The organism is Vibrio sp. Isolate25, assembly GCF_022398025.1.
In the GTDB taxonomy this organism is placed as follows: Bacteria; Pseudomonadota; Gammaproteobacteria; order Enterobacterales; family Vibrionaceae; genus Vibrio; species Vibrio coralliilyticus_A.
The window spans coordinates 126349-151412 of sequence record NZ_JAKEUT010000006.1 but is presented as its reverse complement, the minus strand read 5'-3'; the positions used below and the strand labels follow the sequence as shown (position 1 = coordinate 151412).

Annotated in this window: 22 protein-coding genes; 8 read left to right on the top strand and 14 right to left on the bottom strand. The window is 45.5% G+C overall.

Translation table 11 applies throughout. The features are described 5' to 3' along the window. Both frdC and frdD read left to right on the top strand, forming a co-directional pair. Positions 1-384 carry a fumarate reductase subunit FrdC gene (frdC, locus tag L1D15_RS14140; RefSeq protein WP_239876199.1) on the top strand — a complete coding sequence of 128 codons (384 nt, stop codon included), beginning with the start codon at positions 1-3 and terminating at the stop codon, positions 382-384. Positions 385-396: 12 nt separating this feature from the next. Continuing rightward, complete coding sequence (gene frdD / locus L1D15_RS14135) at positions 397-774, top strand: fumarate reductase subunit FrdD (RefSeq protein WP_239866970.1); 378 nt, start codon at positions 397-399, stop codon at positions 772-774. Between the two features lie 68 nt (positions 775-842). Here the strand turns inward: frdD and hslU are convergent, their stop codons facing one another. From hslU to priA, 5 genes are all read right to left on the bottom strand, one after another. Continuing rightward, entirely contained in the window at positions 843-2177 is a 1335-nt protein-coding gene (gene hslU, locus L1D15_RS14130) for an HslU--HslV peptidase ATPase subunit (RefSeq protein ID WP_239866972.1), read from the bottom strand. Positions 2178-2215: 38 nt separating this feature from the next. Continuing rightward, the gene (gene hslV / locus L1D15_RS14125) at positions 2216-2761 is read right to left on the bottom strand and encodes an ATP-dependent protease subunit HslV (RefSeq protein ID WP_239837981.1); all 546 of its coding nucleotides are present in this window, start codon (positions 2759-2761) and stop codon (positions 2216-2218) included. Between the two features lie 203 nt (positions 2762-2964). Next, a complete protein-coding gene (locus L1D15_RS14120; RefSeq protein WP_239837980.1) occupies positions 2965-3513 on the bottom strand; it encodes an SPOR domain-containing protein in 549 nt (182 codons plus the stop codon). Between the two features lie 115 nt (positions 3514-3628). Then, complete coding sequence (gene cytR / locus L1D15_RS14115; protein ID WP_239837977.1) at positions 3629-4636, bottom strand: DNA-binding transcriptional regulator CytR; 1008 nt, start codon at positions 4634-4636, stop codon at positions 3629-3631. Positions 4637-4883: 247 nt separating this feature from the next. Continuing rightward, positions 4884-7085 (bottom strand): primosomal protein N', encoded by a 2202-nt coding sequence (gene priA, locus L1D15_RS14110; RefSeq protein ID WP_239876198.1) that lies wholly within the window; start codon positions 7083-7085, stop codon positions 4884-4886. Positions 7086-7375: 290 nt separating this feature from the next. Between priA and rpmE the strand changes: the two genes are divergently transcribed. After that, positions 7376-7594, top strand: a complete 219-nt coding sequence (rpmE, locus tag L1D15_RS14105) for a 50S ribosomal protein L31 (RefSeq protein ID WP_006963341.1) — start codon at positions 7376-7378, stop codon at positions 7592-7594. A 250-nt stretch (positions 7595-7844) separates the two neighbouring features. Beyond that, the gene (locus tag L1D15_RS14100) at positions 7845-9122 is read left to right on the top strand and encodes a malic enzyme-like NAD(P)-binding protein (RefSeq protein ID WP_239876197.1); all 1278 of its coding nucleotides are present in this window, start codon (positions 7845-7847) and stop codon (positions 9120-9122) included. A gap of 86 nt (positions 9123-9208) precedes the next feature. Here L1D15_RS14100 and metJ read toward each other — a convergent pair whose 3' ends face one another. Beyond that, positions 9209-9529, bottom strand: a complete 321-nt coding sequence (gene metJ, locus L1D15_RS14095; protein ID WP_006963343.1) for a met regulon transcriptional regulator MetJ — start codon at positions 9527-9529, stop codon at positions 9209-9211. 221 nt (positions 9530-9750) lie between these two features. Here metJ and L1D15_RS14090 point away from each other — a divergent pair, with 221 nt between their 5' ends. The 3 genes from L1D15_RS14090 to metF all read left to right on the top strand — a co-directional run bounded on the left by L1D15_RS14090 (position 9751) and on the right by metF (position 14435). Then, positions 9751-10920, top strand: a complete 1170-nt coding sequence (locus tag L1D15_RS14090; RefSeq protein ID WP_239876196.1) for an O-succinylhomoserine (thiol)-lyase — start codon at positions 9751-9753, stop codon at positions 10918-10920. Next, complete coding sequence (locus tag L1D15_RS14085) at positions 10917-13328, top strand: bifunctional aspartate kinase/homoserine dehydrogenase II (RefSeq protein WP_239876195.1); 2412 nt, start codon at positions 10917-10919, stop codon at positions 13326-13328. Before L1D15_RS14090 ends, L1D15_RS14085 begins: the two co-directional genes overlap by 4 nt. A gap of 216 nt (positions 13329-13544) precedes the next feature. After that, positions 13545-14435, top strand: coding sequence for a methylenetetrahydrofolate reductase (gene metF / locus L1D15_RS14080; protein ID WP_239837970.1), 891 nt, complete (start codon positions 13545-13547; stop codon positions 14433-14435). A gap of 74 nt (positions 14436-14509) precedes the next feature. On the opposite strand, the gene zapB is transcribed toward metF, so the two are convergent. After that, positions 14510-14752, bottom strand: coding sequence for a cell division protein ZapB (gene zapB / locus L1D15_RS14075; protein ID WP_006963347.1), 243 nt, complete (start codon positions 14750-14752; stop codon positions 14510-14512). A 303-nt stretch (positions 14753-15055) separates the two neighbouring features. On the opposite strand from zapB, the gene glpX reads away from it, so the two are divergent. Further along, the gene (gene glpX / locus L1D15_RS14070) at positions 15056-16063 is read left to right on the top strand and encodes a class II fructose-bisphosphatase (protein WP_239876194.1); all 1008 of its coding nucleotides are present in this window, start codon (positions 15056-15058) and stop codon (positions 16061-16063) included. A 95-nt stretch (positions 16064-16158) separates the two neighbouring features. On the opposite strand, the gene L1D15_RS14065 is transcribed toward glpX, so the two are convergent. From L1D15_RS14065 to L1D15_RS14035, 7 genes are all read right to left on the bottom strand, one after another. Further along, positions 16159-17328 (bottom strand): nucleotide sugar dehydrogenase, encoded by a 1170-nt coding sequence (locus L1D15_RS14065; protein ID WP_239876193.1) that lies wholly within the window; start codon positions 17326-17328, stop codon positions 16159-16161. Positions 17329-18154: 826 nt separating this feature from the next. After that, positions 18155-19837 (bottom strand): group II intron reverse transcriptase/maturase, encoded by a 1683-nt coding sequence (gene ltrA, locus L1D15_RS14060; RefSeq protein ID WP_239876192.1) that lies wholly within the window; start codon positions 19835-19837, stop codon positions 18155-18157. A 1020-nt stretch (positions 19838-20857) separates the two neighbouring features. After that, positions 20858-22504 carry a chaperonin GroEL gene (gene groL / locus L1D15_RS14055; protein ID WP_239876191.1) on the bottom strand — a complete coding sequence of 549 codons (1647 nt, stop codon included), beginning with the start codon at positions 22502-22504 and terminating at the stop codon, positions 20858-20860. A 75-nt stretch (positions 22505-22579) separates the two neighbouring features. Further along, positions 22580-22870: a co-chaperone GroES gene (locus L1D15_RS14050; protein WP_239837966.1), complete on the bottom strand. Its 291-nt coding sequence runs from the start codon at positions 22868-22870 to the stop codon at positions 22580-22582. Between the two features lie 193 nt (positions 22871-23063). Further along, positions 23064-23828 carry a Wzz/FepE/Etk N-terminal domain-containing protein gene (locus L1D15_RS14045; protein WP_239876190.1) on the bottom strand — a complete coding sequence of 255 codons (765 nt, stop codon included), beginning with the start codon at positions 23826-23828 and terminating at the stop codon, positions 23064-23066. Positions 23829-23951: 123 nt separating this feature from the next. Next, positions 23952-24284, bottom strand: a complete 333-nt coding sequence (locus L1D15_RS14040; RefSeq protein ID WP_239837964.1) for a DUF3135 domain-containing protein — start codon at positions 24282-24284, stop codon at positions 23952-23954. A 104-nt stretch (positions 24285-24388) separates the two neighbouring features. Then, positions 24389-25012, bottom strand: a complete 624-nt coding sequence (locus L1D15_RS14035) for a metalloregulator ArsR/SmtB family transcription factor (protein ID WP_239866993.1) — start codon at positions 25010-25012, stop codon at positions 24389-24391. Between the last annotated feature and the right edge of the window lie 52 nt (positions 25013-25064).

The window sequence follows — 25064 nt, the reverse complement described above, 5'->3', positions numbered from 1 at the left end:
ATGAGTAACCGTAAACCTTACGTTCGCGAGGTAAAACGCACTTGGTGGAAAGATCATCCATTTTACCGCTTCTACATGCTGCGTGAAGCAACGGTACTGCCTCTAATCCTCTTTACGCTCTTCCTAACTTTCGGTTTAGGTTGCTTAGTAAAAGGGCTAGAAGCGTGGCAAGGTTGGATTGAGTTTATGGCCAATCCACTTGTAGTCGCGATTAACATCGTTGCGCTTGCGGGTAGCCTACTGCATGCTCAAACGTTCTTCAGCATGATGCCACAGGTAATGCCGATTCGCTTAAAAGGTAAGCCAGTGGATAAGAAGATCATTGTGCTTACTCAATGGGCAGCCGTGGCATTGATTTCTCTGATTGTGCTAGTAATCGTTTAAGGAGCTATGACTATGAAACCTAATTTTTCTGTAGATAGAGCTCCTAAGCGTTCTGATGAACCAATTTGGTGGGGACTGTTTGGCGCTGGCGGTACTTGGTTTGCCATGATTACACCAGTGACGATTCTGGTTCTTGGTGTACTTGCTCCATTAGGCATCATCAATGCAGAAGCCCTAAGCTATGAGCGAGTGGTTGATTTTGCCACAAGCATCATTGGCGCTCTGTTTATCATTGGTACACTCGCGCTACCAATGTGGCATGCAATGCACCGTGTTCATCATGGTATGCACGACCTTAAATTCCATACCGGTTTGGTCGGAAAAATCGCTTGTTACGCATTTGCAGGCTTGATCTCTGCCCTCGCAGTGATCTTTATCTTTATGATTTAAACAACTGAGTTCTTAGGTGATAAAATAAGCCCGCTCAATGGAGCGGGCTTATTACTATCTAAGTGAAGCTAAAGAATAAAACGACTCAGATCTTCATCTTCGACTGTATTGCCCAGTTTGGCTTTTACATAGTCAGAGTCTATCGTCAATTTCGAGCCGGATTTATCCGTTGCTTCAAACGAGATCTCATCCATCAAGCGTTCCATCACAGTGTGCAAGCGACGAGCGCCAATGTTTTCCGTGGTTTCGTTAACCGTCCACGCCGCTTCAGCAATTTGAGTAATACCATCCTCGGTAAATTCGATATCCACATCTTCAGTTTTCATCAGGGCAATGTACTGCTCTGTCAACGATGCTTTAGGCTCTGTCAGAATACGTTTGAAGTCATTGCTTGAAAGCGCTTCTAGTTCAACACGAATTGGCAAGCGACCTTGTAATTCAGGGATAAGATCTGATGGTTTTGCCACTTGGAATGCGCCAGACGTAACAAACAAAATGTGATCAGTTTTTACCATACCATGCTTGGTTGAGACCGTACTGCCTTCAATAAGCGGCAGTAAATCACGCTGAACACCTTCGCGAGACACATCTGGGCCAGAGCTTTCACCGCGCTTACAGATCTTGTCAATTTCATCGATAAATACGATACCGTTATTTTCAACATTAAAGATAGCCTGCTCTTTTAGCTCCTCTTGGTTCACAAGCTTTGCAGCTTCTTCTTCTGTGAGCGCCTTGAAGGCATCTTTAATTTTCAGTTTACGCTTCTTCTTGGTATCGCCCGCTAGGTTTTGGAACATACCCTGCAGTTGGTTAGTCATCTCTTCCATACCAGGAGGCGCCATGATCTCAACACCCATCTGAGGAGCTGCCACATCGATTTCGATCTCTTTGTCGTCTAGCTTGCCTTCACGTAGCTTCTTGCGGAAAATTTGACGTGTATTTGAAGCACTTTCGTCCTGTTGCTCGTTTTGCCCCCATGCATCTCGTGCGGGTGGTAAAAGCGCATCAAGAACACGTTCTTCAGCTTGTTCTTCAGCACGGAATTTTACTTTTTCCATTGCTTGCTGATGCGTCATCTTGATAGCAACATCCGTCAGATCACGAATGATAGTCTCGACCTCTTTACCAACGTAACCTACTTCAGTAAATTTGGTCGCTTCCACCTTGATAAATGGCGCGTTCGCCAACTTTGCAAGACGGCGAGCAATTTCCGTTTTACCCACACCCGTTGGACCAATCATCAGAATATTTTTCGGGGTAACTTCGGCACGCAAGCTTTCTTCTAGCTGCATACGACGCCAGCGATTACGTAGTGCAATTGCTACAGAGCGTTTCGCATTATCTTGACCGATAATATGGCGGTTCAGTTCATGCACAATTTCGCGAGGAGTCATTTCAGACATAATCAAATTCCTTAAATTCTAGTAGCCACTATCTTGGGTTATTCAGCACTTAATAGAGCTGGAATTTCTAGTTCTTCGATAGTGTGGTGATGATTAGTAAACACACAAATATCACCGGCAATTTTCAATGATTTTTCAGCAATATCACGCGCATCCAGTTCGGTGTTCTCTAGTAATGCGGTCGCTGCAGCTTGAGCAAAATTACCGCCTGAACCAATCGCAATCAGATCATTTTCAGGCTGAACCACATCACCATTACCTGTGATGATCAAAGAGGCAGTCTCATCCGCCACAGCCAATAGCGCTTCTAATTTGCGCAGCGCACGGTCACTACGCCAGTCTTTGGCCAACTCTACCGCCGCTTTCGTCAAATGGCCTTGATGCATCTGCAGCTTGCTTTCAAACTTTTCAAACAACGTGAAGGCATCCGCTGTTCCACCAGCAAAGCCAGCAAGCACTTTGTTGTTGTACAGGCGGCGCACTTTGCGCGCATTACCCTTCATTACTGTGTTACCCAAAGATACTTGTCCATCACCAGCGATGACGACTTTGTTGTTACGACGTACAGATACAATGGTAGTCACGAGTAGGGCCTCATAATAGTTTTCATCTTAGTGTTAGAAGATATATGAGGTTACCTTAAAGGGAATTCAAGGGCCGTCGGTGCTAAGGAGCACGCTTAAAGGAAGCAATGAGCATCAAGATATTGCTACAAGCGCGTAGAACAAAATCTCTAGCGAACTTAGGCTTGATAAATGAAGCGAGCCAATTGGCTCGCTTCATTTATCTACTGACTGTCTTTCCAGATCGCACAAGGTTCAATCTTAGCACGCTGAAGTTTGTGCTTATCTCGTTCTGCATCACGCTTGAACTTATATGGCCCTAACACCACACGATACCATTTGCTGCCCTCTTTCTTGCGGATCTTGCTGTTGATCCCCTGAAAAGCAATATCGAGCTTACGCGCTTCGGCCTGAGAAGCATTGGTGTACGCCCCACACTGCATGATATAAGGGATCTCGGACACCACCTGCTCCTTGGCTGTGACTTCAATCTCACGACTGGGAAGGGATTCAACGTAGTCCCATTTTTCTTCCGGAGGAGGTGGTAACACCTTATCAGCCTTTGGTTTAGGTTTCGGCTTGGTTTGCTGCACAACAGGCTGGGGGGGCTCAGGGTCATTGTTCAATGTATAAAGTCCGTAGCCAAACCCTCCTACCAGCAAAATTGCCAGTAACCCGCTTCTCCATGGCTTTCTTTTGGGAGCCGACTTTTTACGCACGGGTTTGCGCCCGCTGTTACCACGACCGCGCTTTACATAATCTCTATTTGCCACTACTGTACATCAATGTCTATTACCTCTTTGGCTATGGTAATGCAGTTTGCGCCCTGATTACAGAGGGGAAATGGAAGCGGCGCATCAAAATGCACCGCTGAGGGGAAAGCTATTCTCAGATGACTCGCGGTGGAGCGGCACTTTCTCTGACCACTAACTGAGTTTCCAACAATCTTGAGCCTGCTCGAACATCATGTCCTCGCAACAACTCCAACATCATCAACATCGCTTGACGGCCAATTTCGTAGCGCGGCTGAGAAATGGTGGTCAGCGGTGGATCACAGTACTGAGCAAATTGAATATCATCGAAGCCAACGACTGAAAGATCTTGTGGTACTCGTAAGCCTAATTTCTTCGCTTCCTGAATCGCACCAATGGCCATTGCATCGTTGTGACAGAAAATAGCAGTTGGAGGCTCAGGTAGAGACAGAAGCTGTCTCACTGCTTTTGCGCCATCTTCAAACGAGAAATCACCGTAGATAGTGTAGTTGGGGTTCATCGTGATCCCCGCTCGACGCAGTGCTTGCTGGTAACCTTGGAAACGGAATTGACACAATACAGCTGAGTCCGGCCCAGAAATCTGGGCAATACGTTTATGCCCCATTTGTGTCAGATAGTTCACAGCTTCAAATGCCGATGTCAGGTTGTCAATGTGAACCGTCGGCAATTCCAACTCTGGAGCAAATTCACACGCCATCACCATAGGTGGCAAGTTTTTCTGCTCTGGTTTGCTGACGTCAAATGGCAGATCCGTACCAAGCAGCAACATACCATCTGCCTGCTTAGTAAAGACAAGGTTAACAAAAGAACTTTCTCGTTTTTTCTGCTGACCACTATCTCCTAGCAGTACTATGTACCCATGCTCCATTGCTGCATCTTCTATCCCGCGAATAATCTCTGTGTAGTAGGGATCACAAATATCTGGGATGATAGCAATAATGGTTTTGGACTCATTTCGGCGCAGGTTGCGCGCCAGAGAATTTGGTGAATATCCGGCTTCTAAAACTGCATCTTCGACCCGCTTCCTTGTGGCTGAAGATACTTTTTCCGGGTTCATTAGAGCACGCGATACTGTTGCAGTTGAAACACCGGCCAGCTGAGCAACATCCTTCATTGTCGCCATATATTAATTACCCTCTTTATTTCCTAAACATGGTAGCGCCTAGTGCCACCTAAACCGATTTTGATGAGCTGAAACCCATTCTTATGTTTATTGCCTAGAGCAATCGTTTACCTGTCTTATATCACTCAATTTATTCAATCAAGCTAATCCATAGTTTATTCATTTCGAAACAGAAAGTTACGGGAAGATTAACAAAATTAAACCCCGCAGCGAGACGTGAATCACAATTAAATGAAAAAGATGAAAATCAACTCAGATCTTGCGGCTCAATATCTAAAGACCAGCGAACCTTTTTTGCATTAGGTAGCATTTGGATCGCGGGTTTGGCACTAGCCAGTAGCTTTTGCATCCTTGGGCGAGTTTGCGTCTGCAACATTAGCTGCCAACGGTGCTTACCAGCTCGTTTTGCCAGCGGAGCCGGTGTGGGGCCCAAAACCTGACAATAACCGTCAAAGAGAGGATGAGCTTCCAAGGTATGACGAACCTGACGCAAAAATGCTTCCACGTGTTGGGAGTTATTCGCCTCGGCACGAAACAGTGTCAAATAAGAATAAGGTGGCAGCAGGGCAAATTTACGTTCCTGTAATGCAGTCTCAGCAAAATGGCGATAACTTTTGGTCAGCAGTGCCTGTAACAAACTGTGCTCAGGGTGATGGGTTTGTAGTATCACCTCCCCGGGTTTGCTCGCACGACCGGCACGCCCTGCTACCTGAATAAACAATTGAGCCAAACGCTCTGATGCCCTGAAATCACTGCTGTATAGTGAACCATCAACATCCAGCAATGCTACCAATGTCACATCAGGGAAATGATGACCTTTTGCCAGCATCTGAGTACCAATCAATATTTGGTATTTACCGCTACGAATTGCACCGAGCGCTGATTCAAGGCTCCCTTTACGCCGAGTGCTGTCGCGGTCAATCCGTATGGTTTTATATTCAGGAAAGAGCTCACCCAGTTGCGCTTCAAGCTGCTCAGTACCAACGCCCACCGTTACTAAGTTGGATGAACCACACCCTTTACACTGATGAATAGTAGGCTGCTGAGAGCCGCAATGGTGACAACGAATTTCATTGCTGTATTGATGGTAGGTGTAATACGCATCACAACGCTTACATTCGGCAATCCAACCGCAGTCATGGCACATCAAAGCTGGCGAAAAACCGCGGCGATTGAGAAATAGCATCACTTGATTGCCCGCGCTGAGATGTTGACGCATTTCAGCAATTAAAGACGCAGATAAGCCACTTTCCAGATACTGGCCTTTTACATCCAACACCTTATTTGTCGTCGGTACAGCATTGCCTGCGCGCGCTGTCAGTGTCAGATGGTGGTACTTGCCTGATAAGGCGTTATGCAGCGTTTCCAACGCAGGCGTTGCTGAGCCAAGAACAATCGGGATTTGTTCCTTATTGGCCCGCATTACGGCGACATCACGCGCATGATAGCGAAGGCTGTCTTGTTGCTTATACGAAGCATCGTGTTCTTCGTCTACAATGATGATGCCGAGATCGGCAAAAGGAGTGAGCAGTGCTGATCGCGTGCCAATCACGATGCCAGCCGCTTTATCACGAGCACTTAACCAAGCATTTAACCGCTCACTGTCATTGAGCCCCGAATGAATAACAGCAACTGGAACTTCAAACCTATGACGAAAGCGATTGATTGTTTGAGGCGTCAGGCCAATTTCGGGGACCAACACCAATGCTTGCTGCCCTTTCTCTAGTACTGGCTTAATCAGGTTTAGGTAAACTTCCGTTTTCCCTGACCCAGTGACACCTTCTAGTAGAAAGCAGCCAAATCCACTTAAGCTATTGACGGTTGCAATCGCCACAGCCTGTTCTTCATTAAGCTTTGGCTTATCAACATCCGCCTCCACCTGCTGGCTCCAATCGCGAATTTCTGGTTTTCGTTCAACCGACTCAATCCAACCTTTCTCATTTAATCCCTTAAGGACACTGGTACTGATCTCCTCATCAAGAAAATGCTGGTGTGGTACAGGACCAACTTCTAACCTATGCATCACTTTGGCTCGCTTCACAGTTAAACCAGAACCAAGCATTAACTGCTCACGACCAGAAGCGGTTAAACGCCATTCCACCAGCGAAGCGAAATCCGCTTCTTTCCCCTTACGTAACGCACTGGGCATAGCATTGAATAGCGTTTCGCCAAGCGGATAATGATAAAACTGGCTACACCACTGCAGCAGCTCATAGAGGCTATCTGACCAGACAGGCTGAGAGTCCAACACCTGTTTCAGCGGTTTGAGTTTATCAATGCTAAATTCTGATTGATTAACAAGCGCAGTCACCACCCCCACCAAAGTCTGGGGGCCAAAAGGCACAGACACACGTCCACCAATAACAGGGAATAGGTGAGCGGGGATCTGATAGTCAAATTGTTTGTCGAGCGGTACAGGCAAGGCTACTCGGGCAATCGTCGGTCGCATATAAGCTTAAATACAATCAAAGGTACCCAATTAGTCTAAGGGAAAAGCGCTAAACGGGGAAGCAACGACATCATGAACTTCAGTTCTGCGATGATTCAACCTCATAGGCGAAAAAAGTAGCAACTTTATTGGTAAATCGGTTGATCCCAGAGAACGTATTCATTACTATATCGCGCCTTAGTGATATGGCTTGCTTTTGAGCAGCGGTATCCAAAGTGACATTTTATTAACTACGTGTGGTGTCCGGCTTAGAATCGGATAGCGACACGGCCTATTACAGAGGTTCTCCCATGAAAGCTGGTATCCACCCAGAATACAAAGCAGTTAAAGCAACTTGTTCTTGCGGTAACTCTTTCGAGTTCAACTCAACTCTAACTAAAGAGTCAATCCACCTAGACGTATGTGACAAATGTCACCCATTCTACACTGGTAAGCAGCGTATCGTTGATACTGGCGGCCGTGTAGATCGCTTCAACAAGCGTTTCGGTGCTCTTTCTTCTAAGAAATAATTTCTTTTTAGATGAAAAGAAAAGGACGCTACGGCGTCCTTTTTTGTTATCTGCTTTTGCCCCAACCCATTCAGAATAATCTCTTCCACTGTTTGATATTCGCTAGCCATATCTCTACCCATCTGGTCTTATCTCCAGTGATTTAGCACATTTTATTGCTTTAGCTCGCATTCTGACCTAGGCAGCTTGACTTAGTTACTCTAGAATGGATTTCCCCTATCCTAATTATTATTAACGAGTACCTACACCTATGTCCGATGACAATCGCCAAGAACTATCCCCTGAAGAACAATTCCGTCAGCAAGCGCTGGATTACCATGCTTACCCAACAGCAGGTAAAATTTCGGTGGAGCTGACAACACCAGCCGAAACGGCAGGTGATCTGGCGTTAGCGTACAGCCCAGGCGTGGCTGAGCCTGTACGTGAAATTGCACAGAATGCAGATAATGCCTATAAGTACACCTCAAAAGGTAACATGGTAGCGGTTATCTCTAACGGAACAGCAATTCTTGGTCTTGGTAACTTAGGTCCACTGGCATCAAAGCCAGTCATGGAAGGTAAAGCTCTTTTGTTCAAACGCTTTGCAGGTTTGGACTCTATCGACATTGAAGTCAAACACCGCACAATCGAAGAATTTGTCGATACGGTTGCCAACATTGCCGATACGTTTGGCGGTATCAACCTTGAAGACATTAAAGCCCCAGATTGTTTTGAAATTGAAAAGCAATTAATCGAGCGCTGTGATGTGCCGGTTTTTCACGATGACCAACACGGCACAGCGATCGTAACCGCAGCCGGGATGCTTAACGCAATTGAGCTGCAAGGCAAAAAGCTAGAAGACGCGACGATTGTCTGTCTTGGCGCAGGCGCTGCAGCAGTAGCTTGTATGGAGCTACTGATCAAATGTGGTGCGATGCGTGAAAAAATCTACATGCTTGATCGCAAAGGCGTTATCCACACTCGCCGTGATGATCTCAACGAATACAAGCAGCTATTTGCGAATAACACTGACAAGCGTACGCTGGAAGATGTTATTGAAGGCGCAGACCTGTTCTTAGGCGTATCTGGCCCGAACTTGCTCGCTCCTGAAGCTCTCAAACTGATGGCTGACAAACCTGTTGTCTTTGCGTGTTCAAACCCAGATCCGGAAATCAAGCCAGAGCTGGCACATGAAGTCCGTGATGATTTAATCATGGGTACAGGTCGCAGCGACTACCCGAACCAAGTAAACAACGTGTTGTGCTTCCCATTCATCTTCCGCGGTGCTCTCGATGTTCGTGCTAGCGAAATCAACGATGAAATGAAACTCGCTGCGGTGGACGCCATTCGTGAACTGGCGAAAGAAGAAGTTCCAGCGGAAGTATTGAAAGCCGCTGGCGTGGATAAACTGGAATTTGGCCCTGACTACATTATTCCTAAGCCAATGGACTCCCGCCTATTACCGCGTGTTGCAAAAGCGGTTGCTCTAGCGGCAGTGGAATCAGGTGTAGCTCGTATTGAGATGCCAGAGAATTACATGGAAGCGTAAGCGTTTCTCTCTGAAACAAAAACCGCTGAATATTCAGCGGTTTTTTTTGTATTTAGCGAAATAAAAATAAGGTGTGCAGCTGGTGATTACTCTTCATCATACGCTTCGAATTCAATCCCCATCTCAGTCATGAGTTTTTTCACTTCCGCGGGAATATCATCTGGGCGATCTTTACGTAAATCTTCATCAGTAGGTAGTGGCTGGCCTGTATAAGCATGCAAAAACGCTTCACAAAGCAGTTCACTGTTGGTCGCATGGCGCAGGTTATTAATCTGACGACGCGTTCGCTCATCAGTTAAAACCTTCAATACTTTCAATGGAATAGAAACCGTAATCTTCTTTACTTGTTCGCTTTTCTTTCCATGTTCAGCATACGGACTAATGTATTCGCCGTTCCAATCTGCCATTGCGCACCTTTATGATTCATTATGTATAAAATTAGAAAGCGTAATTTTAGCGGGATTTATGGCCACAAGCAAAGACATATAGACGTCTAGAAGTGTTGACGTCTTAAAAAATGAGAAGTAAAGTGAAGAGATATACGATTGGAATAACATATATCTAACATCCGGCAAACAGGTATAGTGTAATCTCCAGCCAAGTCACTACAGTTCGAAAGGAAACACTTATGAGCGCCCGTAAACCAGCCACAATCGCGGTACGTACTGGTATCGAGTCAGACACTCAGCATCACGCCGTTGTGCCACCTATTTACCTCTCGACTAACTACGGTTTTCCCGCCTTTGGCGAAGTGCCAAAATATGACTACACTCGCTCGGGTAACCCAAACCGTGGCTTGTTAGAAAAAGCTCTGTATGAGCTGGAGTCTGGTAAAGGTGCGGTAGTGACCAACTGTGGAACCTCTGCATTGAACTTATGGGTCTCCGCATTTCTTGGCCCAGATGATCTGATCGTCGCACCACACGATTGCTACGGTGGTACGTACCGTTTGTTTAACACCCGCGCTAAAAAAGGTGACTTCAAGGTCCAGTTTGTCGATCAATCCGATCAAAAAGCCTTGGACGAGGCTATTGCAAAGAAACCTAAACTGATTCTGTTAGAAACACCGTCTAATCCTTTGGTTCGAGTAGTCGACATTGCTGCAGTATGTGAAAAAGCTCGTCAGGTTGGGGCTCTGGTCGGCGTCGATAATACCTTTTTGACACCTGTGTTCCAAAAGCCTCTTGAACTCGGCGCTGACTTTGTCATTCACTCGACAACCAAGTACATTAATGGTCATTCTGATGTCATCGGTGGCGTGGTGATCACCAAAACTGAGCAGCATGCTGAAGATCTTGCCTGGTGGGGCAACTGTATCGGCGCAACAGGCACACCATTCGATAGCTACATGACACTACGCGGTATTCGCACCTTGGGCGCACGCATGAAAGTGCATGAAGAAAGCTCAGCGCACATTCTCAATTACCTACAGTCTCAGTCTCTGGTAGGTAACATCTATCACCCTAGCTTGCCGGATCACCCTGGTCATGAGATTGCGAAAAAGCAGCAGTCTGGATTTGGCTCCATGCTTAGCTTTGAGTTTTCAGGCAGCTTTGAGCAGCTCAAACACTTTGTTGGTCAGCTAGAGCTCTTCTCACTCGCTGAATCACTTGGCGGCGTGGAAAGCCTGATTTGCCACCCAGCGTCGATGACACACCGAGCAATGGGTGAAGCGGCACTAGCTGAAGCTGGTGTGTCTCAACAATTACTACGCCTTTCAGTTGGTCTAGAAGACGCTGACGACCTGATTGCAGACCTTGAGCAGGCATTTAATAAAACCAAGGAGGCGTTGTCATGAGTCAGCAACGTCAATTGCATAAATTTGGCGGCAGTAGCCTCGCGGATCCAGAATGTTACCGCCGCGTCGTCAACATACTCAAAGAGTATTCAGACAAAGAAGATTTGATTGTTGTCTCTGCTGCGGGTAAAACCACCAACCGTTTGATCGAATTTCTCGACGCATTAAGCAAAGATGGCCGCCTCGCGCATGAGGCATTGCAAACGTTGCGTCAGTTTCAAACCCAACTGGTTGAGGAGCTACTCCAAGGAGAGACTCAACAACAGTTGATCGCAACACTCAACGATGAATTCAGTACACTGGGTGAGCTGACAGCTCCGTTAACTAGCGCCGAGCGCTCAGCCGTATTAGGTCACGGAGAAGTGTGGTCTTCACGACTACTGGCAGCATTACTGAATCAAAACGACCTACAGGCTGTCGCTCAGGATGCAAGAGCCTTCCTACGTGCCGAAGTAGGCACACAACCTGAAGTTGACCGAGGCACCTCTTATCCGCTGATCAAAGAAGTGCTCGCTCAACACGCCCATCACCGCGTTGTGATCACAGGCTTTATGGCACAGGATGAGCAAGGCCATACCGTTCTGCTTGGTCGTAATGGTTCAGATTACTCCGCCACTGTCATTGGTGCGCTAGCCGAAGTAAAACGCGTAACCATCTGGAGTGATGTTGCCGGTGTCTACAGCGCAGACCCTCGTTTAGTTTCTGATGCTTGCCTGTTGCCATTACTTCGCCTTGACGAAGCCAGTGAATTAGCCCGACTTGCAGCGCCCGTTTTACACAGTCGTACTTTACAGCCTGTTGCACAAAGTGCGATGGATTTGCACCTACGTTGTAGCTATGACCCCGAAGCTGGCTCAACTCGAATCGAACGTGTTCTTGCATCAGGCCGCGGTGCTAAAATTATCTCCTCGTTAAAAGAAGTACTGCTTATTCAACTCAACTTTGCCTCTGGGCATGACTTCAAACGCCTTGAACAGGAAACCTTGGCAAGTTTGAAACGAGCACAGCTAGAACCCTTAACCTACGAGGTTCAGGAAGATCAGCAAACCCTGCGCTTAGCCTACACTGCCGAGATTGCAGGTGGTGCGCTCGAATATCTGCAAGATGCGGCGATAGAAGCAGAAATTAAGCTCAAAGAAGGCTACTCACTGATTGCGGCAGTCGGCGCAGGCGTGACGAAAAATGCGAGCCATTGCTATGGTTTTTATCAGAAGCTCAAAGCTGCACCTATCGAGTTCATCTCAGAATCCCAATCTGGTTTGAGCTTAGTCGCTGTACTGCGCAGTACGGATACTTCTGTTCTGGTTAAATCAATCCATAGCCAGTTATTTCAAGCTCAAAAACGTGTCGGCATTGCTCTATGTGGTAAAGGCAACATTGGCTCGAGCTGGCTCGAACTGTTCGCCGAACAAAAAGCTGAACTGGAAAAGCGTCGCGGCATGAACTTTGAACTGGTTGCCGTTGTTGGCAGCCAAAATTATTGGTTCAATCCTGAAGGCATTGATGCCAGTACCGTCAGCGACCACTATGAAGAAGAGGCCGTTGAATACCAAGGTAATGAGTGGGTAAGAAAGCTCGGCGCCATTCAAGGTTACGATGACGTAGTCGTACTTGATGTGACGGCAAGCCCACAGCTGGCAAAACGTTACCTAGAGATTGCAGAACAAGGCATGCACCTTATCTCGGCCAACAAAGTCGCCGGCTCTGCGTCCAGCAGTTATTATCATCAAGTGCAAGATGCCTTTGCCAAGATAAACCGCTACTGGCTGTACAATGCAACAGTCGGGGCAGGTTTACCCATTAATCATACCGTCAAAGATCTACGTGAGAGTGGTGATGATATTCATGCCCTATCCGGAATTTTCTCCGGCACGTTATCTTGGTTATTCCAACAATATGATGGCAGTGTCCCTTTTGCTGAGCTGGTGGATCTCGCTTGGCAGCAGGGGTTAACTGAACCCGATCCGCGTAGCGATCTCGACGGTTCCGATGTTATGCGAAAATTGGTTATCCTTGCTCGTGAGGCAGGACTCGACCTCGAGCCTGAAGCCGTCAAAGTCGAAAGCCTAGTTCCCTCTGAACTCGCAGAGTTATCTCTCGATGACTTCCTCGATAATAGCCAACTATTAAGTGAGCTATTAGCTGAACGTTTAGAAAAAGCTCAGCGTGAAGATAAAGTACTTCGTTATGTTGCTAGGTTGGAAAAGAACGGTTCTGCAACCGTAGGGGTTGAGGCACTTAGCAAAGAACATGCATTAGCTAACCTGCTGCCATGTGACAACATATTTGCCATCGAAAGTAAATGGTACAAGGATAACCCTCTAGTCATTCGCGGCCCTGGCGCTGGTCGAGAAGTAACCGCAGGTGCGATTCAGTCCGATCTCAACTTACTTTCCAGCTTCTTATAATCGACTTTAGCGCAGCCCTCAGCTGCGCTTTTTCTTTCCCGCACAACTATTCACCTTTCAAGTTGAAAGCGTCTAATATTTAACTTGAGAAAAATTCATAATCGTATTGTTGACTTTAAATCGTATTCAATACATCCTGTGGACATATAGACGTCTAAACGTCGATTTGAGGAATTTGAGTTTTCGTGGTCTTGGTTACCACATGGAGAGAGTAAGATGGGATACACACACGCAGGCCATATTGATGCCTTAAATCAAAATATCGCCGAGCTTTCTGACAACATCAATGTGTCATTTGAGTTTTTTCCACCAAGCAGTGAAAAAATGGAAGAAACATTGTGGAACTCTGTCCATCGCCTCAAAACACTAAAACCTAAGTTCGTTTCTGTTACATACGGAGCCAACTCGGGTGAACGTGACCGCACTCACTCCATCATTAAAGAAATCAAGGCAGAAACCGGCCTAATCGCCGCTCCTCACCTAACATGTATTGACGCGTCACGCGAAGAGTTAGTTCGCATTGCGGATGATTACTGGGCAAATGGTATTGAGAGCATTGTCGCTCTTCGTGGTGACATCCCACCGGGTGGCGGTAAGCCAGAAATGTACGCCTCCGATCTGGTAGAACTGCTGAAAGAGCGTCATGACTTTGATATTTCCGTCGCTGCTTTCCCAGAAGTGCATCCTGAAGCAAAAAGTGCTCAAGCCGATTTACTCAACTTAAAACGCAAAGTGGACGCGGGAGCAAACCGTGCTATCACTCAGTTTTTCTTTGACGTCGAAAGCTACCTACGTTTTCGTGATCGCTGTGTTGCAGCGGGTATCGACGTTGAAATCGTACCAGGTATTTTGCCTGTTTCTAACTTTAAGCAAGCGTCACGCTTTGCCGCACAAAACAATGTCAAAGTACCAAGCTGGATGGCAAAACAGTTTGAAGGTCTGGATGATGATCCAACCACGCGTCAATTGGTTGGTGCAAGCCAAGCAATCGATATGATTCGAGTGCTGAGTCGTGAAGGTGTGAAAGACTTCCACTTCTACACACTAAACCGCGCAGAAATGACTTACGCGCTGTGCCATACGTTAGGCGTGCGCCCTCAGGTATAACCTGAACTCATTATTCCTCTAAAAACGTAAAAAGGGTTGGCCACAAGCCAACCCTTTTCTCATTAAGACAGGACTTATTCGACTTCGTCCATCTTACCCAGCAGATTACGGATACGCTCCTGCCATGCAGAGTGCTCTTGCTGCATTTGCTGTGCTTTCTGTTCAATCTCTTCACGGCTAGAGCGAAGCTCGTTAGCTTCTACAGCTAGCTTTTCTTTTTCTTCTTTCAGCTCTTCCACTTCCATTTGTAGAAGTGCAATGGTGTCAACTGCAGTTTGGATTTTCGCTTCTAGTTTTTCTAGTACTTCAAAAGACATCTTAGCCTACCTTGTATTGTCCGGTTATTGTGAAGAGCTTTCTCCACCTAATACTCTCATTCTACTTAGGCAGAGAGTGATAAACACGCCCTATATTCTATATTTCGTATCATTCGGTCAAAAAAACAGCATACATTGACAATGTACTGACGGAGAAGTGTTGCGGGTAATTTTTTTGGCGATTTGCACCTCATTTTGATCGAGTTCAATCTCACTAGCCCAAAATAGCAAACGTTTACTTACGAATGTGCTAAAATCCTGCGCGTTTAATTCATTCCCCTATTCTCTAGATTTGGAGTCCTCATGAAACGCGATTTAGCAATGGCATTTTCCCGAGTAACTGAAGGCGCCGCACTGGCTGGTTATAAATGGCTAGGACGAGGTGACAAAAATGCGGCCGATGGTGCTGCCGTTGAAGTAATGCGAATCTTACTTAACAAAACAGAGATCAGTGGCGAAATCGTAATTGGTGAAGGCGAGATTGACGACGCCCCCATGCTATATATTGGAGAAAATGTTGGCCTAGGCGGTGATGACATCGATATCGCAGTTGACCCTATTGAGGGGACACGCATGACAGCTATGGGTCAATCAAATGCCCTAGCGGTCCTCGCCGCAGGTGAAAAAGGCAGTTTCCTTAAAGCACCAGACATGTATATGGAAAAGTTGGTTGTTGGGCCTGGTGCGAAGGGCTGCATCGATCTCAACAAACCACTGAAAGACAATCTAGAGAATATCGCCCAAGCACTAAATAAAACCCTAGATACTTTGGTCGTTATTACACTGGCTAAACCCCGCCATGATCAGGTGATTACGGAGATGCAGGCAATGGGAGTACGTGTCTTTGCTGTGCCCGATGGTGACGTAGCTGCTTCTATTTTAACCTGTATGCCTGACAGCGAAGTTGATGCTATGTACTGCATTGGCGGCGCACCTGAAGGGGTGGTGTCTGCTGCAGTCATCCGCGCTCTGGATGGTGACATGCACGGCCGTTTACTGCCTCGTCATGAAGTTAAAGGCGATACAGAAGAAAACCGCATTTATGGCACGGCAGAGCTAGCACGCTGTAAAGAAATGGGTGTAGAAGCCAATGTCGTACTCACCATGGAAAACATGGCGAAGAGTGATAATGTGGTCTTCTCAGCAACTGGTATTACTAAAGGTGATCTGCTGGATGGCATTACTCGCCAAGGTAACATTGCTACCACAGAAACACTGCTTATCCGAGGTCGCTGCCGTACCATTCGCCGTATTAAGTCCACTCATTATCTTGAGCGTAAAGATGCTGAAGTAAGAGAGATTATTCTCTAACCTCTAGCAGAGTTATTTGATATTAAATAAACCTCTGCTGTATAAGTCAGATATGAAAACGGAGCCTAAAGGCTCCGTTTGAATCACTACTGTGACTAAGAGTCGGAGCCAAACAGATCTCTTGTATAAACTTTATCAACAACGTCAAGAAGCTCATCCGCCATCCTATTTGAGACGATGACATCCGCTGTAGACTTAAACTCCTCTAGGCTTTGATAGACCTTTGAATTAAAGAACTCCGGTTCCTTCAAAACAGGCTCATAGACAATCACTGAAATACCTTTAGCTTTAAGTCTTTTCATAATCCCCTGAACAGAAGAAGCTCTAAAGTTATCTGATTCCGACTTCATAATTAGTCGATAAATGCCCACTGTGTGAGGATTACGCTTTAAGATTGATTCAGCTATATAGTCTTTACGTGTACGATTAGCCTCAACTATAGCTCCGATTATGTTATTAGGGACATCTTGGTAGTTAGCTAGAAGTTGTTTCGTATCTTTGGGCAAACAATAACCACCATACCCAAATGAAGGGTTATTATAGTGATTACCAATTCTAGGATCTAAGCCAACGCCTTGTATTATTTGACGAGCGTCTAACCCATGCGCTTCTGCGTAAGAATCCAACTCGTTAAAGTAAGCTACGCGCATTGCTAGGTAAGTATTAGAGAATAGCTTAACAGCTTCAGCTTCTGTCGAGTTGGTTAGTAGCACTTCAATATCTTGTTTTTTGGCTCCTTCAATAAGTAAACTTGCAAACTCACGAGCACGATCACTCTGTTCGCCGACAATAATTCTCGAAGGATATAGGTTATCGTGAAGCGCTTTACCTTCTCGTAGGAACTCTGGTGAAAAGATGAGATTATTACATTGCAGATCTTGTTTAACTCTCTCTGTATACCCAACGGGTACCGTAGACTTGATAACCATAACTGCTTGAGGGTTTATTTCCATCACATCTTTAATAACAGATTCTACTGATGAAGTGTTAAAGTAATTGGTTTCTGGATCATAGTCTGTTGGTGTAGCTATAATTACAAATTTGGCACCGACATAGGCGTACTCCCTATCTGTCGTTGCTTCAAAATCTAATGATTTATTTATCAAAAATTCTTCTATTTCGGTATCAGCAATCGGGGATATTTTGTTGTTCAACAGTTCCACCTTTTGCTCAATCACATCTAAAGCAACCACTTGATGATTTTGAGATAACAACATCGCATTTGATAGACCAACATAACCTGTACCAACAACCGCAACTTTCACAACGCACTCCATTATAAATCGATGGAAAAATCAGTCCTCTTTCCATTTGCATTAGAAAACTCAGACATAATAACACCACATACAGGTGGAGTTACTGTTAACACCGATGTCTAAGCTATTTTGTGGCAAAACAAAACGGAGACCAAAGTCTCCGTTTATACTTATTAAGCTAAGTAGCTCACGGGTAATGTCGGGTAAGGAACAGCCATTACTGGTTGTCCCTCCCCTAAGAACCGTACGTGCGAGTTTCCCCGCATACGGCTCAAGCCTTTTTAAGCTCACTATTTACATGTGAACCGGCAACATAGAAAGAGTAACTGAGCCCAAACAAGTAGGCTCAGTTAAGTTTACAGTATATTTAGTTGATTCAGAGTAATAAGTAACCCACTTACAGCGAGAATTACTTTTGAAACATCAAAATGCACTGCTATTTTTAGATCAAACTTCATGGCAAAAGCCTTCAATAAGATCTAGGCGCCTAGATATTAAATCCAGGATTTATACCCCGCCCTGCCCGGCGGCTTGTAGCTCGATGTCTAGATCATCACTCTACGTCGGACAATTGATATGGTCTCTGTGTATCCCGATACTACTATTTTTCTACTGCTTGTAGCGCGCAGCCCACGTTGCTTTTTACGTGGCAACGAACACGCATTGACGCGCCCTTTGGTAGCTTCAACTAACGGTTAAGGTTCCGCTAACCTTCCTAGGGATATTTTTAGGTGTTACTAGTATCCACCCGGTACACAATTACTACACCAAGAACCCTTAAGCCGTCTTATCATCAACGACAGTGAGGTTGATAAGCCTCTCTTTCTATATAAGGTTAACTTGCGACTAATTCAATGTTTGAGTTATGAATTTGTCGATGACAGTTAACATGCAACATTATCAGATTAGAGCTAATGTCCGTTCCACCGTCAACTCGTCTGACGATATGGTGAATATCCCATTCATCCTCTGAGTTGAACTGCTGGTGGCAAACCGCACATTTAAAATCTTGCCTTGCGGCAATTTTCCATAACTTCATGTTACCCGACAAAGACTTTTTCAACCTTTGCATCTTCAGACGCTCAAAATATTGTTCGTCCTCCGGTAGATAGCAATTAGCCATTGCTCTAATCTTCACATGCTTATCGATTGCTACTCTCGCTGCACTAAGCAAGCGATAGTGTCCCTCTTCCCCTTTCATTTTTGGTGCGCTGAATACCCAATTTCTGTCGCCCACTGTTTTAAAGTACTTGTCCTTAATCCAGCGTTTGCGACGGTTTTTGTGTATTCGACGACACCACTGCCACAACATTTTCCAGATCCGGTAATCAATATACTTGAATGTCTCACTTGCACAGACCCAACGGTGATAATTACACCACCCTCTAATCATCGGATTCAGCGTGGTAATCACCACTGATGCTGGCACCGTTTTATTGCAATTAATAAAATCCCGTATGCTGCGCAGAAATAACTTTACGTTCTTACTCGATGGCTTGATTAACATCTTGCCGTCGTACTTACGCAAATTCTGCCCAAGAAAATCAAACCCGTTGTCTATGTGCGTTATCAGCGTTTTCTCTGCTGATAATTGCAGTCCACGTTCTGCCATAAAGGCTTCAACTATTGGTAATGCCTTATCTTCTAGTAGCTCTTTCGAGATCCCAGTAATGATAAAGTCATCCGCATATCGCACATAATTAACCTTAGTTTTGTAACTAGCTTTGGTGTTCTTCTTCCCAAAGTGGGATTCGAGCACCGCTTCCAGTCCATCTAAGGCCATATTCGCAAGCACAGGTGAGATAATCCCACCTTGTGGTGTACCTGCTTCTGTCGAGTTGATCTTCCCAGATTCCATGAATCCAGCTTTCAGCCACTTCTTGAGTATCGCCTTATCCATAGGGATATTGTCGATAAGCCAATCATGACTGATAAAGTCAAAACATCCTTTGATATCACCCTCCAATACCCACTGGGCACTCGCTTTGCGACTAAGGTTCACGAAGCATTGTTCGATTGCGTCAGCGCAAGAGCGATTTGGGCGAAAGCCATAGCTGTTTCGATCCGCCGTAGATTCCGAGATGGGTTCAAGAGCTAGCAAATATAGAGCTTGCATTGCTCTGTCTCTCATTGTCGGTATCCCCAGCGGCCTCTTCTTACCATTGGCCTTGGGAATATAGACTCGCCTTAGCGGTTTGGGCTTGTAGCCCGCTCGCTGTAGCTGCTCTATTGCTTCCCATTTCTTTGCAGGTGTACTCCAAGTTTCCCCGTCAACCCCTGCGGTGTTTTTCCCTCTGTTTTCGGTGACTCGCCTAATGGCAATCACCTTGGCAGCAAACGATCGGGTCAACATGCGTTGCAGTCTTTTAACCTGTCGCCAGTCAGACTTTTTCGTTGCCTTCGCGATCCTAACCTGTAGCCCTCTCACTGTCTGATGCATTAGCGCCCAGTCGATACTGTGCCAATGCTCCATTAAGTGGGAGGATGCAGGTAACCTTTGCATTGTTGCTGTACTCATCTTGCTTTCCCCCATAACCTTAACGGAGAGAAGCTATTGCCCCAACGGGGGTAGCTAATCCCCGTTGGGCTAATTCATTAGATGACTTTACACGTTTTCACACGATTAAAGACCAGTTGGAAGTCTGCACCATTTCTGGTTAGGACAAAGTTCGAATCCCTATCAAAGCCATTACAGCTTTGCATTCGCTTTTTCCAACCTCCTTTACCCACTTATTCATCAGTCTTCCTTGCGGTCGACCTGCCTAAATCAAAACTGTATTTAGGCAAATAGTTGGGCTTACCGAGTTCCATTGCAATTACACAAGCAGTTTAGGCTCTGTCTATCCACCGGAGGTCAATTGACGACGTATTCCCAGATGTAAGAGGAATAACCGACCACGTACCTTTTGGTCAGAGCGTATCAACAATATTTCGCTCATTGCGGCTGACGGTGTTTATCAACAGTTCACTTATGTTAACCATACTGCTTAGCCTAGCCCTCAACCCACATATTGTTTATGGATTACTCTTCACCCTCACAGATTTAGAGTTACTTTCGCAGAGATACATTGTCAGGGAGCTTCGCACAAGACCGTTACCAGTCATGCACTACCCCTAGGCTACTGCCAGTCGTATAGCAGGTCTCGCTACATAAGAGCAAGCTCGAATGCTGAGACAATAATTACAATAGCTTACGCCCGAAGGACGCTACAGTAATGAATCACGTTGATCATGCTTAACAGCAATATTTCGGATTGGCGTTTGATCGGCAGGCGAACCGCCGCTTTTGCCAGTAGCACAATATGGCTTTCCTAGATATGACTTTTGAACGGCAGCGAATGCGCCAATTTTAAGCTAATCGCGCAGATGCGATCAGGCGAACACTCCCGTGAAGGAATGCCGTTGATCGGATTGTGCGATCCGACCAACGGATTTCGACTACTAATTTTGCGAGGGTGGGAAGTAAATACTGACTAAAAGTTAGTATTTACTTTGGCCGTAGCCCGCGAGGTTAGCGACCTCCGCGACTCTCGTCGCACTACATCATACCGCCCATGCCACCCATGCCACCCATGCCACCCATATCAGGCATTGCAGGTGCATCTTTCTGAGGTAGATCCGTAACCATCGCTTCTGTTGTGATCATTAGGCCAGCCACTGATGCAGCGAACTGAAGTGCAGAACGAGTGACTTTGGTTGGGTCTAGGATACCCATCTCAAGCATGTCGCCGTACTCACCCGTTGCTGCGTTGTAGCCGTAAGAGCCTTCACCACCCTTCACGTTGTTGGCAACCACTGATTCTTCATCGCCTGCGTTCATAGTGATTTGACGGATTGGTGCTTCCATTGCACGTAGAGCAACGCGGATACCAACGTTTTGCTCTTCGTTATCACCTTGAAGTTCAGTGATCTTAGAAGCTGCGCGGATTAATGCGACACCACCACCAGCTACTACGCCTTCTTCAACTGCAGCGCGAGTCGCGTGTAGAGCGTCTTCTACGCGATCTTTCTTCTCTTTCATTTCAACTTCAGTAGCAGCGCCAACTTTGATAACTGCAACACCACCAGCTAGCTTAGCAACGCGCTCTTGCAGCTTCTCTTTGTCGTAGTCTGAAGTCGCTTCTTCGATTTGCTGACGGATTTGAGCAACACGGCCAGAGATCATTGCTTCTTCACCCACACCATCGATGATAGTAGTGTTTTCTTTAGTGATCGCAACACGTTTCGCTTGACCTAGGTCTTCAAGAACCACTTTTTCTAGCTCTAGACCCACTTCTTCGGAAATGACCGTACCACCTGTTAGGATAGCGATGTCTTGAAGCATTGCTTTACGACGATCACCGAAGCCAGGCGCTTTAACTGCCGCCACTTTCACGATACCACGCATGTTATTTACCACTAGAGTGGCTAGTGCTTCACCTTCTACATCTTCAGCAATAATTAGAAGTGGGCGAGAGGCTTTCGCTACTGCTTCTAGAGTTGGAAGAAGCTCACGGATGTTTGAAACTTTCTTGTCGATCAGAAGAATGAATGGGTTTTCTAGATCAACAGAACCTGCCTCTTGGTTATTGATGAAGTAAGGTGATAGGTAACCGCGATCGAACTGCATACCTTCCACTACGTCTAGTTCGTCTTGTAGGGCCTGACCTTCTTCAACCGTGATCACGCCATCACGCCCCACTTTTTCCATCGCTTCAGCAATGATGTTACCAACGCTTGCATCAGAGTTAGCAGAAATAGTACCAACTTGAGCAATCGCTTTAGTATCCGCACATGGAACTGATAGCGCTTTTAGCTCTTCAACGGCTGCAACGACAGCTTTGTCGATACCGCGCTTAAGATCCATTGGGTTCATACCAGCAGCAACCGCTTTTAGGCCTTCATTAACAATAGCCTGAGCAAGTACTGTTGCCGTTGTTGTACCATCACCTGCAGCGTCATTTGCTTGCGAAGCGACTTCTTTAACCATTTGCGCGCCCATATTTTGGAACTTGTCTTCAAGCTCGATTTCACGCGCAACAGATACACCATCTTTAGTAATCGTTGGTGCACCGAAAGATTTGTCTAGAACTACGTTACGGCCTTTAGGACCTAGTGTTACTTTTACTGCGTCCGCTAGAACATTGACACCTTCTAGCATTTTAATACGTGCGTCATTACCAAATTTAACGTCTTTAGCAGCCATCTTTAGTTTCCTTTTCTAAATTCTTCGTTTTGATTTGTCTTTGAACCTGAGCAAAAAATTACTCAATGATTGCTATTACTCAACGATAGCCATAATGTCGTTTTCAGACATCACTAGCACTTCTTTACCGTCGATTTTTTCCGTTTTAGTACCGTAACCTTCAGCGAAGATAACAGTGTCGCCAACTTTAACGTCCAGTGGCATCACAGAGCCATTTTCTAGAATGCGGCCTTTACCCACAGCCAGAACTACGCCGCGAGTTGATTTCTCTGCAGCAGAACCAGTTAGAACGATACCACCAGCAGACTTAGATTCAACTTCTTGGCGTTCTACGATAACTCGGTCGTGTAATGGACGAATGTTCATCGGTCGTCTCTCCTGATTAGTTTCCATATTTACATGATGAATGGCCATAACAGCCTAATGATGTCTATATGAGGACGGATAAGAGAAACCCAAGGGGGAAGGAGGAATTTTTGTGTGATCTAGGTCTTAGATGCTATTGAGAATCAAAAAGCCGGATGACTAGGAGGTCATCCGGCTAGAAGTCAGTCTCTATTTAATCTAGCTCTCGGCGGAAGGCGAAGCGTATCAGCACGATAGCCACACCCAACATACCACCAAGTAAGGTACCTAGGATTACTATAAGAGCACGTTTGGGTTTGATATGTGATTTAGGCTTAACCGCTTCAATTATCTGAGTCACTAACTTCGAGTTAGGTCTCTCTAATATAGCTGCCTTGAAAAGCTGTTGCGCTAAAAGTTCGTCCAAATATTCTTTAGTTTTAAGAGAAGAGATGTTCTCTTGGCGTTCGAGGGCCTCAATCGACACTCGTACCTTTTCTAATTCCCTCTTCTTCAATACTCGATTAAATGCAAGAGAAAATGTTGATACCCCATCAAACGCAGCTTTAGGATCTATAGATGTTTTAGAGATTGATATTTCTTTCCCTCGACTATCATATGATACACTTACACCATTAAGTACAGTCGTGTCCCCATCTATCTCAGAGGAAATCATATTTTTAAGTTCACCACTACTCAAAAACTGAAGGGGGATATTTGGCTCGGATACACCCGATACACCATAAAATACTTTTTCCAATACAAAGGAGGCCTGAGACCGATAAACATTCGGTTGTTTAAGAGCCCAAAAAGTAGCACAAACTGTAAACAAAACTGTTGTGGCAATAATAATGAACTTGCCAGCCCAAAGAGCCTTGAATAATTCTCGTAGGTCAATCTCATCATTGCTTTGAAACGAAGAGGGTATTTGAGGTGAGTATTGCTGTTCTTGAGGTGATTGTTGAATTTGCCCGCTCACACTTAATCCTTTTAAGGCCATAAAGCCTTAACAACTATTTCAGAAATTCTATTAAGCTTGGAAGTGTAACATAGAGGCCACACTGTGAACATAGACAACTAGTTTGACTTAAACCACAAGGAGTTAGCGCCACTCATCTAAAACGATAAGATCAATATCCTTATACTCCTTATCTAGAACATCACCTTCAAGAGCCTCATGGAACTTACCCATTTGACTGACTAATTCTCGCATCAGCACGACATTGGTGTGATTCGGGTTTTTACAGTGCCCAACTACCCTATCTATATGACTTTGCTGGGCCCACAATCTCCCTTGCATTTCCTCAGAGGCAGAATTGATCATCTCCTTGCACATATTCTTTTTAAAACGATTAAACTCTTCTGGATTATTTTGAGCTAGAGCCATGAGCTCATCAAAAGATGGTAAAGTTTGATTGATTAGTGCCGCACTCATGATTCCCCCATATAGTGATAGTTTTATCATCACCATAAAAAGAGTTTAGATTAACGACAGAAAAAGGGAAATGTACAGTTCCACATTCTCATAAGTGAGAACATCTATTGCTCAATAGGGGTAATGTCATAGCAACAACGACGTTGTCCTTGGATGATGTGCTCCGTCCGAGTAACCACACACAAGTCTCCAAGAAGCTTCTGGAACACATTCAGTTCAGACTGACACAAAGAAGGACAATGCACCGCCGCATTACAAATAGGACAGTGGTTTTCGATCAATAGATAGCGATTATTACACTCTTCAAGCTCCGCCATATAGCCTTCTTGCTGTCTCAATTCCACCAGTTTAATCAAACGCTGTTCCAATCCAGACAATTCACTAAGTTGCATTTGATAGCTGAGAAAGGTGCTCCGCTCGCGTTCCTCTGCAACTTTTTTGAGCCCATCCGCACCAAATAGATGCTCTACCGCATCAATCACTTGGATGGTCAGCTCTCCATGACGATCCGCAAACTGCTTATGGCCCAAGCCCGTCAGTAACCAATGGCGTGTGGGACGCCCAATCTTTGCCTTGCGATCTTCATATGATAGCAACCCATCCTTCTCAAGCTTTTGTAGGTGCTGCCTGACTCCCATAGTGGTCATACCAAGTTCTTGCGCAAGCTCCTTAACCGTAACGGCACCGCGAGTTTTGATGACTTGTAAAATTTTCTCCGTGCTTTTCATATCACTTCCTTTCATCACAATAATCATTATTGCGCACGGGTTTAATAACGCA

Coding starts and splice junctions, on each gene's coding strand:
- frdC (WP_239876199.1), top strand. CDS start 1: ATGAGTAACCGTAAACCTTACGTTCGCGAGGTAAAACGCACTTGGTGG.
- frdD (WP_239866970.1), top strand. CDS start 397: ATGAAACCTAATTTTTCTGTAGATAGAGCTCCTAAGCGTTCTGATGAA.
- hslU (WP_239866972.1), bottom strand. CDS start 2,177: ATGTCTGAAATGACTCCTCGCGAAATTGTGCATGAACTGAACCGCCAT.
- cytR (WP_239837977.1), bottom strand. CDS start 4,636: ATGGCGACAATGAAGGATGTTGCTCAGCTGGCCGGTGTTTCAACTGCA.
- priA (WP_239876198.1), bottom strand. CDS start 7,085: ATGCGACCGACGATTGCCCGAGTAGCCTTGCCTGTACCGCTCGACAAA.
- rpmE (WP_006963341.1), top strand. CDS start 7,376: ATGAAAGCTGGTATCCACCCAGAATACAAAGCAGTTAAAGCAACTTGT.
- L1D15_RS14100 (WP_239876197.1), top strand. CDS start 7,845: ATGTCCGATGACAATCGCCAAGAACTATCCCCTGAAGAACAATTCCGT.
- metJ (WP_006963343.1), bottom strand. CDS start 9,529: ATGGCAGATTGGAACGGCGAATACATTAGTCCGTATGCTGAACATGGA.
- L1D15_RS14090 (WP_239876196.1), top strand. CDS start 9,751: ATGAGCGCCCGTAAACCAGCCACAATCGCGGTACGTACTGGTATCGAG.
- L1D15_RS14085 (WP_239876195.1), top strand. CDS start 10,917: ATGAGTCAGCAACGTCAATTGCATAAATTTGGCGGCAGTAGCCTCGCG.
- metF (WP_239837970.1), top strand. CDS start 13,545: ATGGGATACACACACGCAGGCCATATTGATGCCTTAAATCAAAATATC.
- zapB (WP_006963347.1), bottom strand. CDS start 14,752: ATGTCTTTTGAAGTACTAGAAAAACTAGAAGCGAAAATCCAAACTGCA.
- glpX (WP_239876194.1), top strand. CDS start 15,056: ATGAAACGCGATTTAGCAATGGCATTTTCCCGAGTAACTGAAGGCGCC.
- ltrA (WP_239876192.1), bottom strand. CDS start 19,837: ATGAGTACAGCAACAATGCAAAGGTTACCTGCATCCTCCCACTTAATG.
- groL (WP_239876191.1), bottom strand. CDS start 22,504: ATGGCTGCTAAAGACGTTAAATTTGGTAATGACGCACGTATTAAAATG.
- L1D15_RS14050 (WP_239837966.1), bottom strand. CDS start 22,870: ATGAACATTCGTCCATTACACGACCGAGTTATCGTAGAACGCCAAGAA.
- L1D15_RS14040 (WP_239837964.1), bottom strand. CDS start 24,284: ATGAGTGCGGCACTAATCAATCAAACTTTACCATCTTTTGATGAGCTC.
- L1D15_RS14035 (WP_239866993.1), bottom strand. CDS start 25,012: ATGAAAAGCACGGAGAAAATTTTACAAGTCATCAAAACTCGCGGTGCC.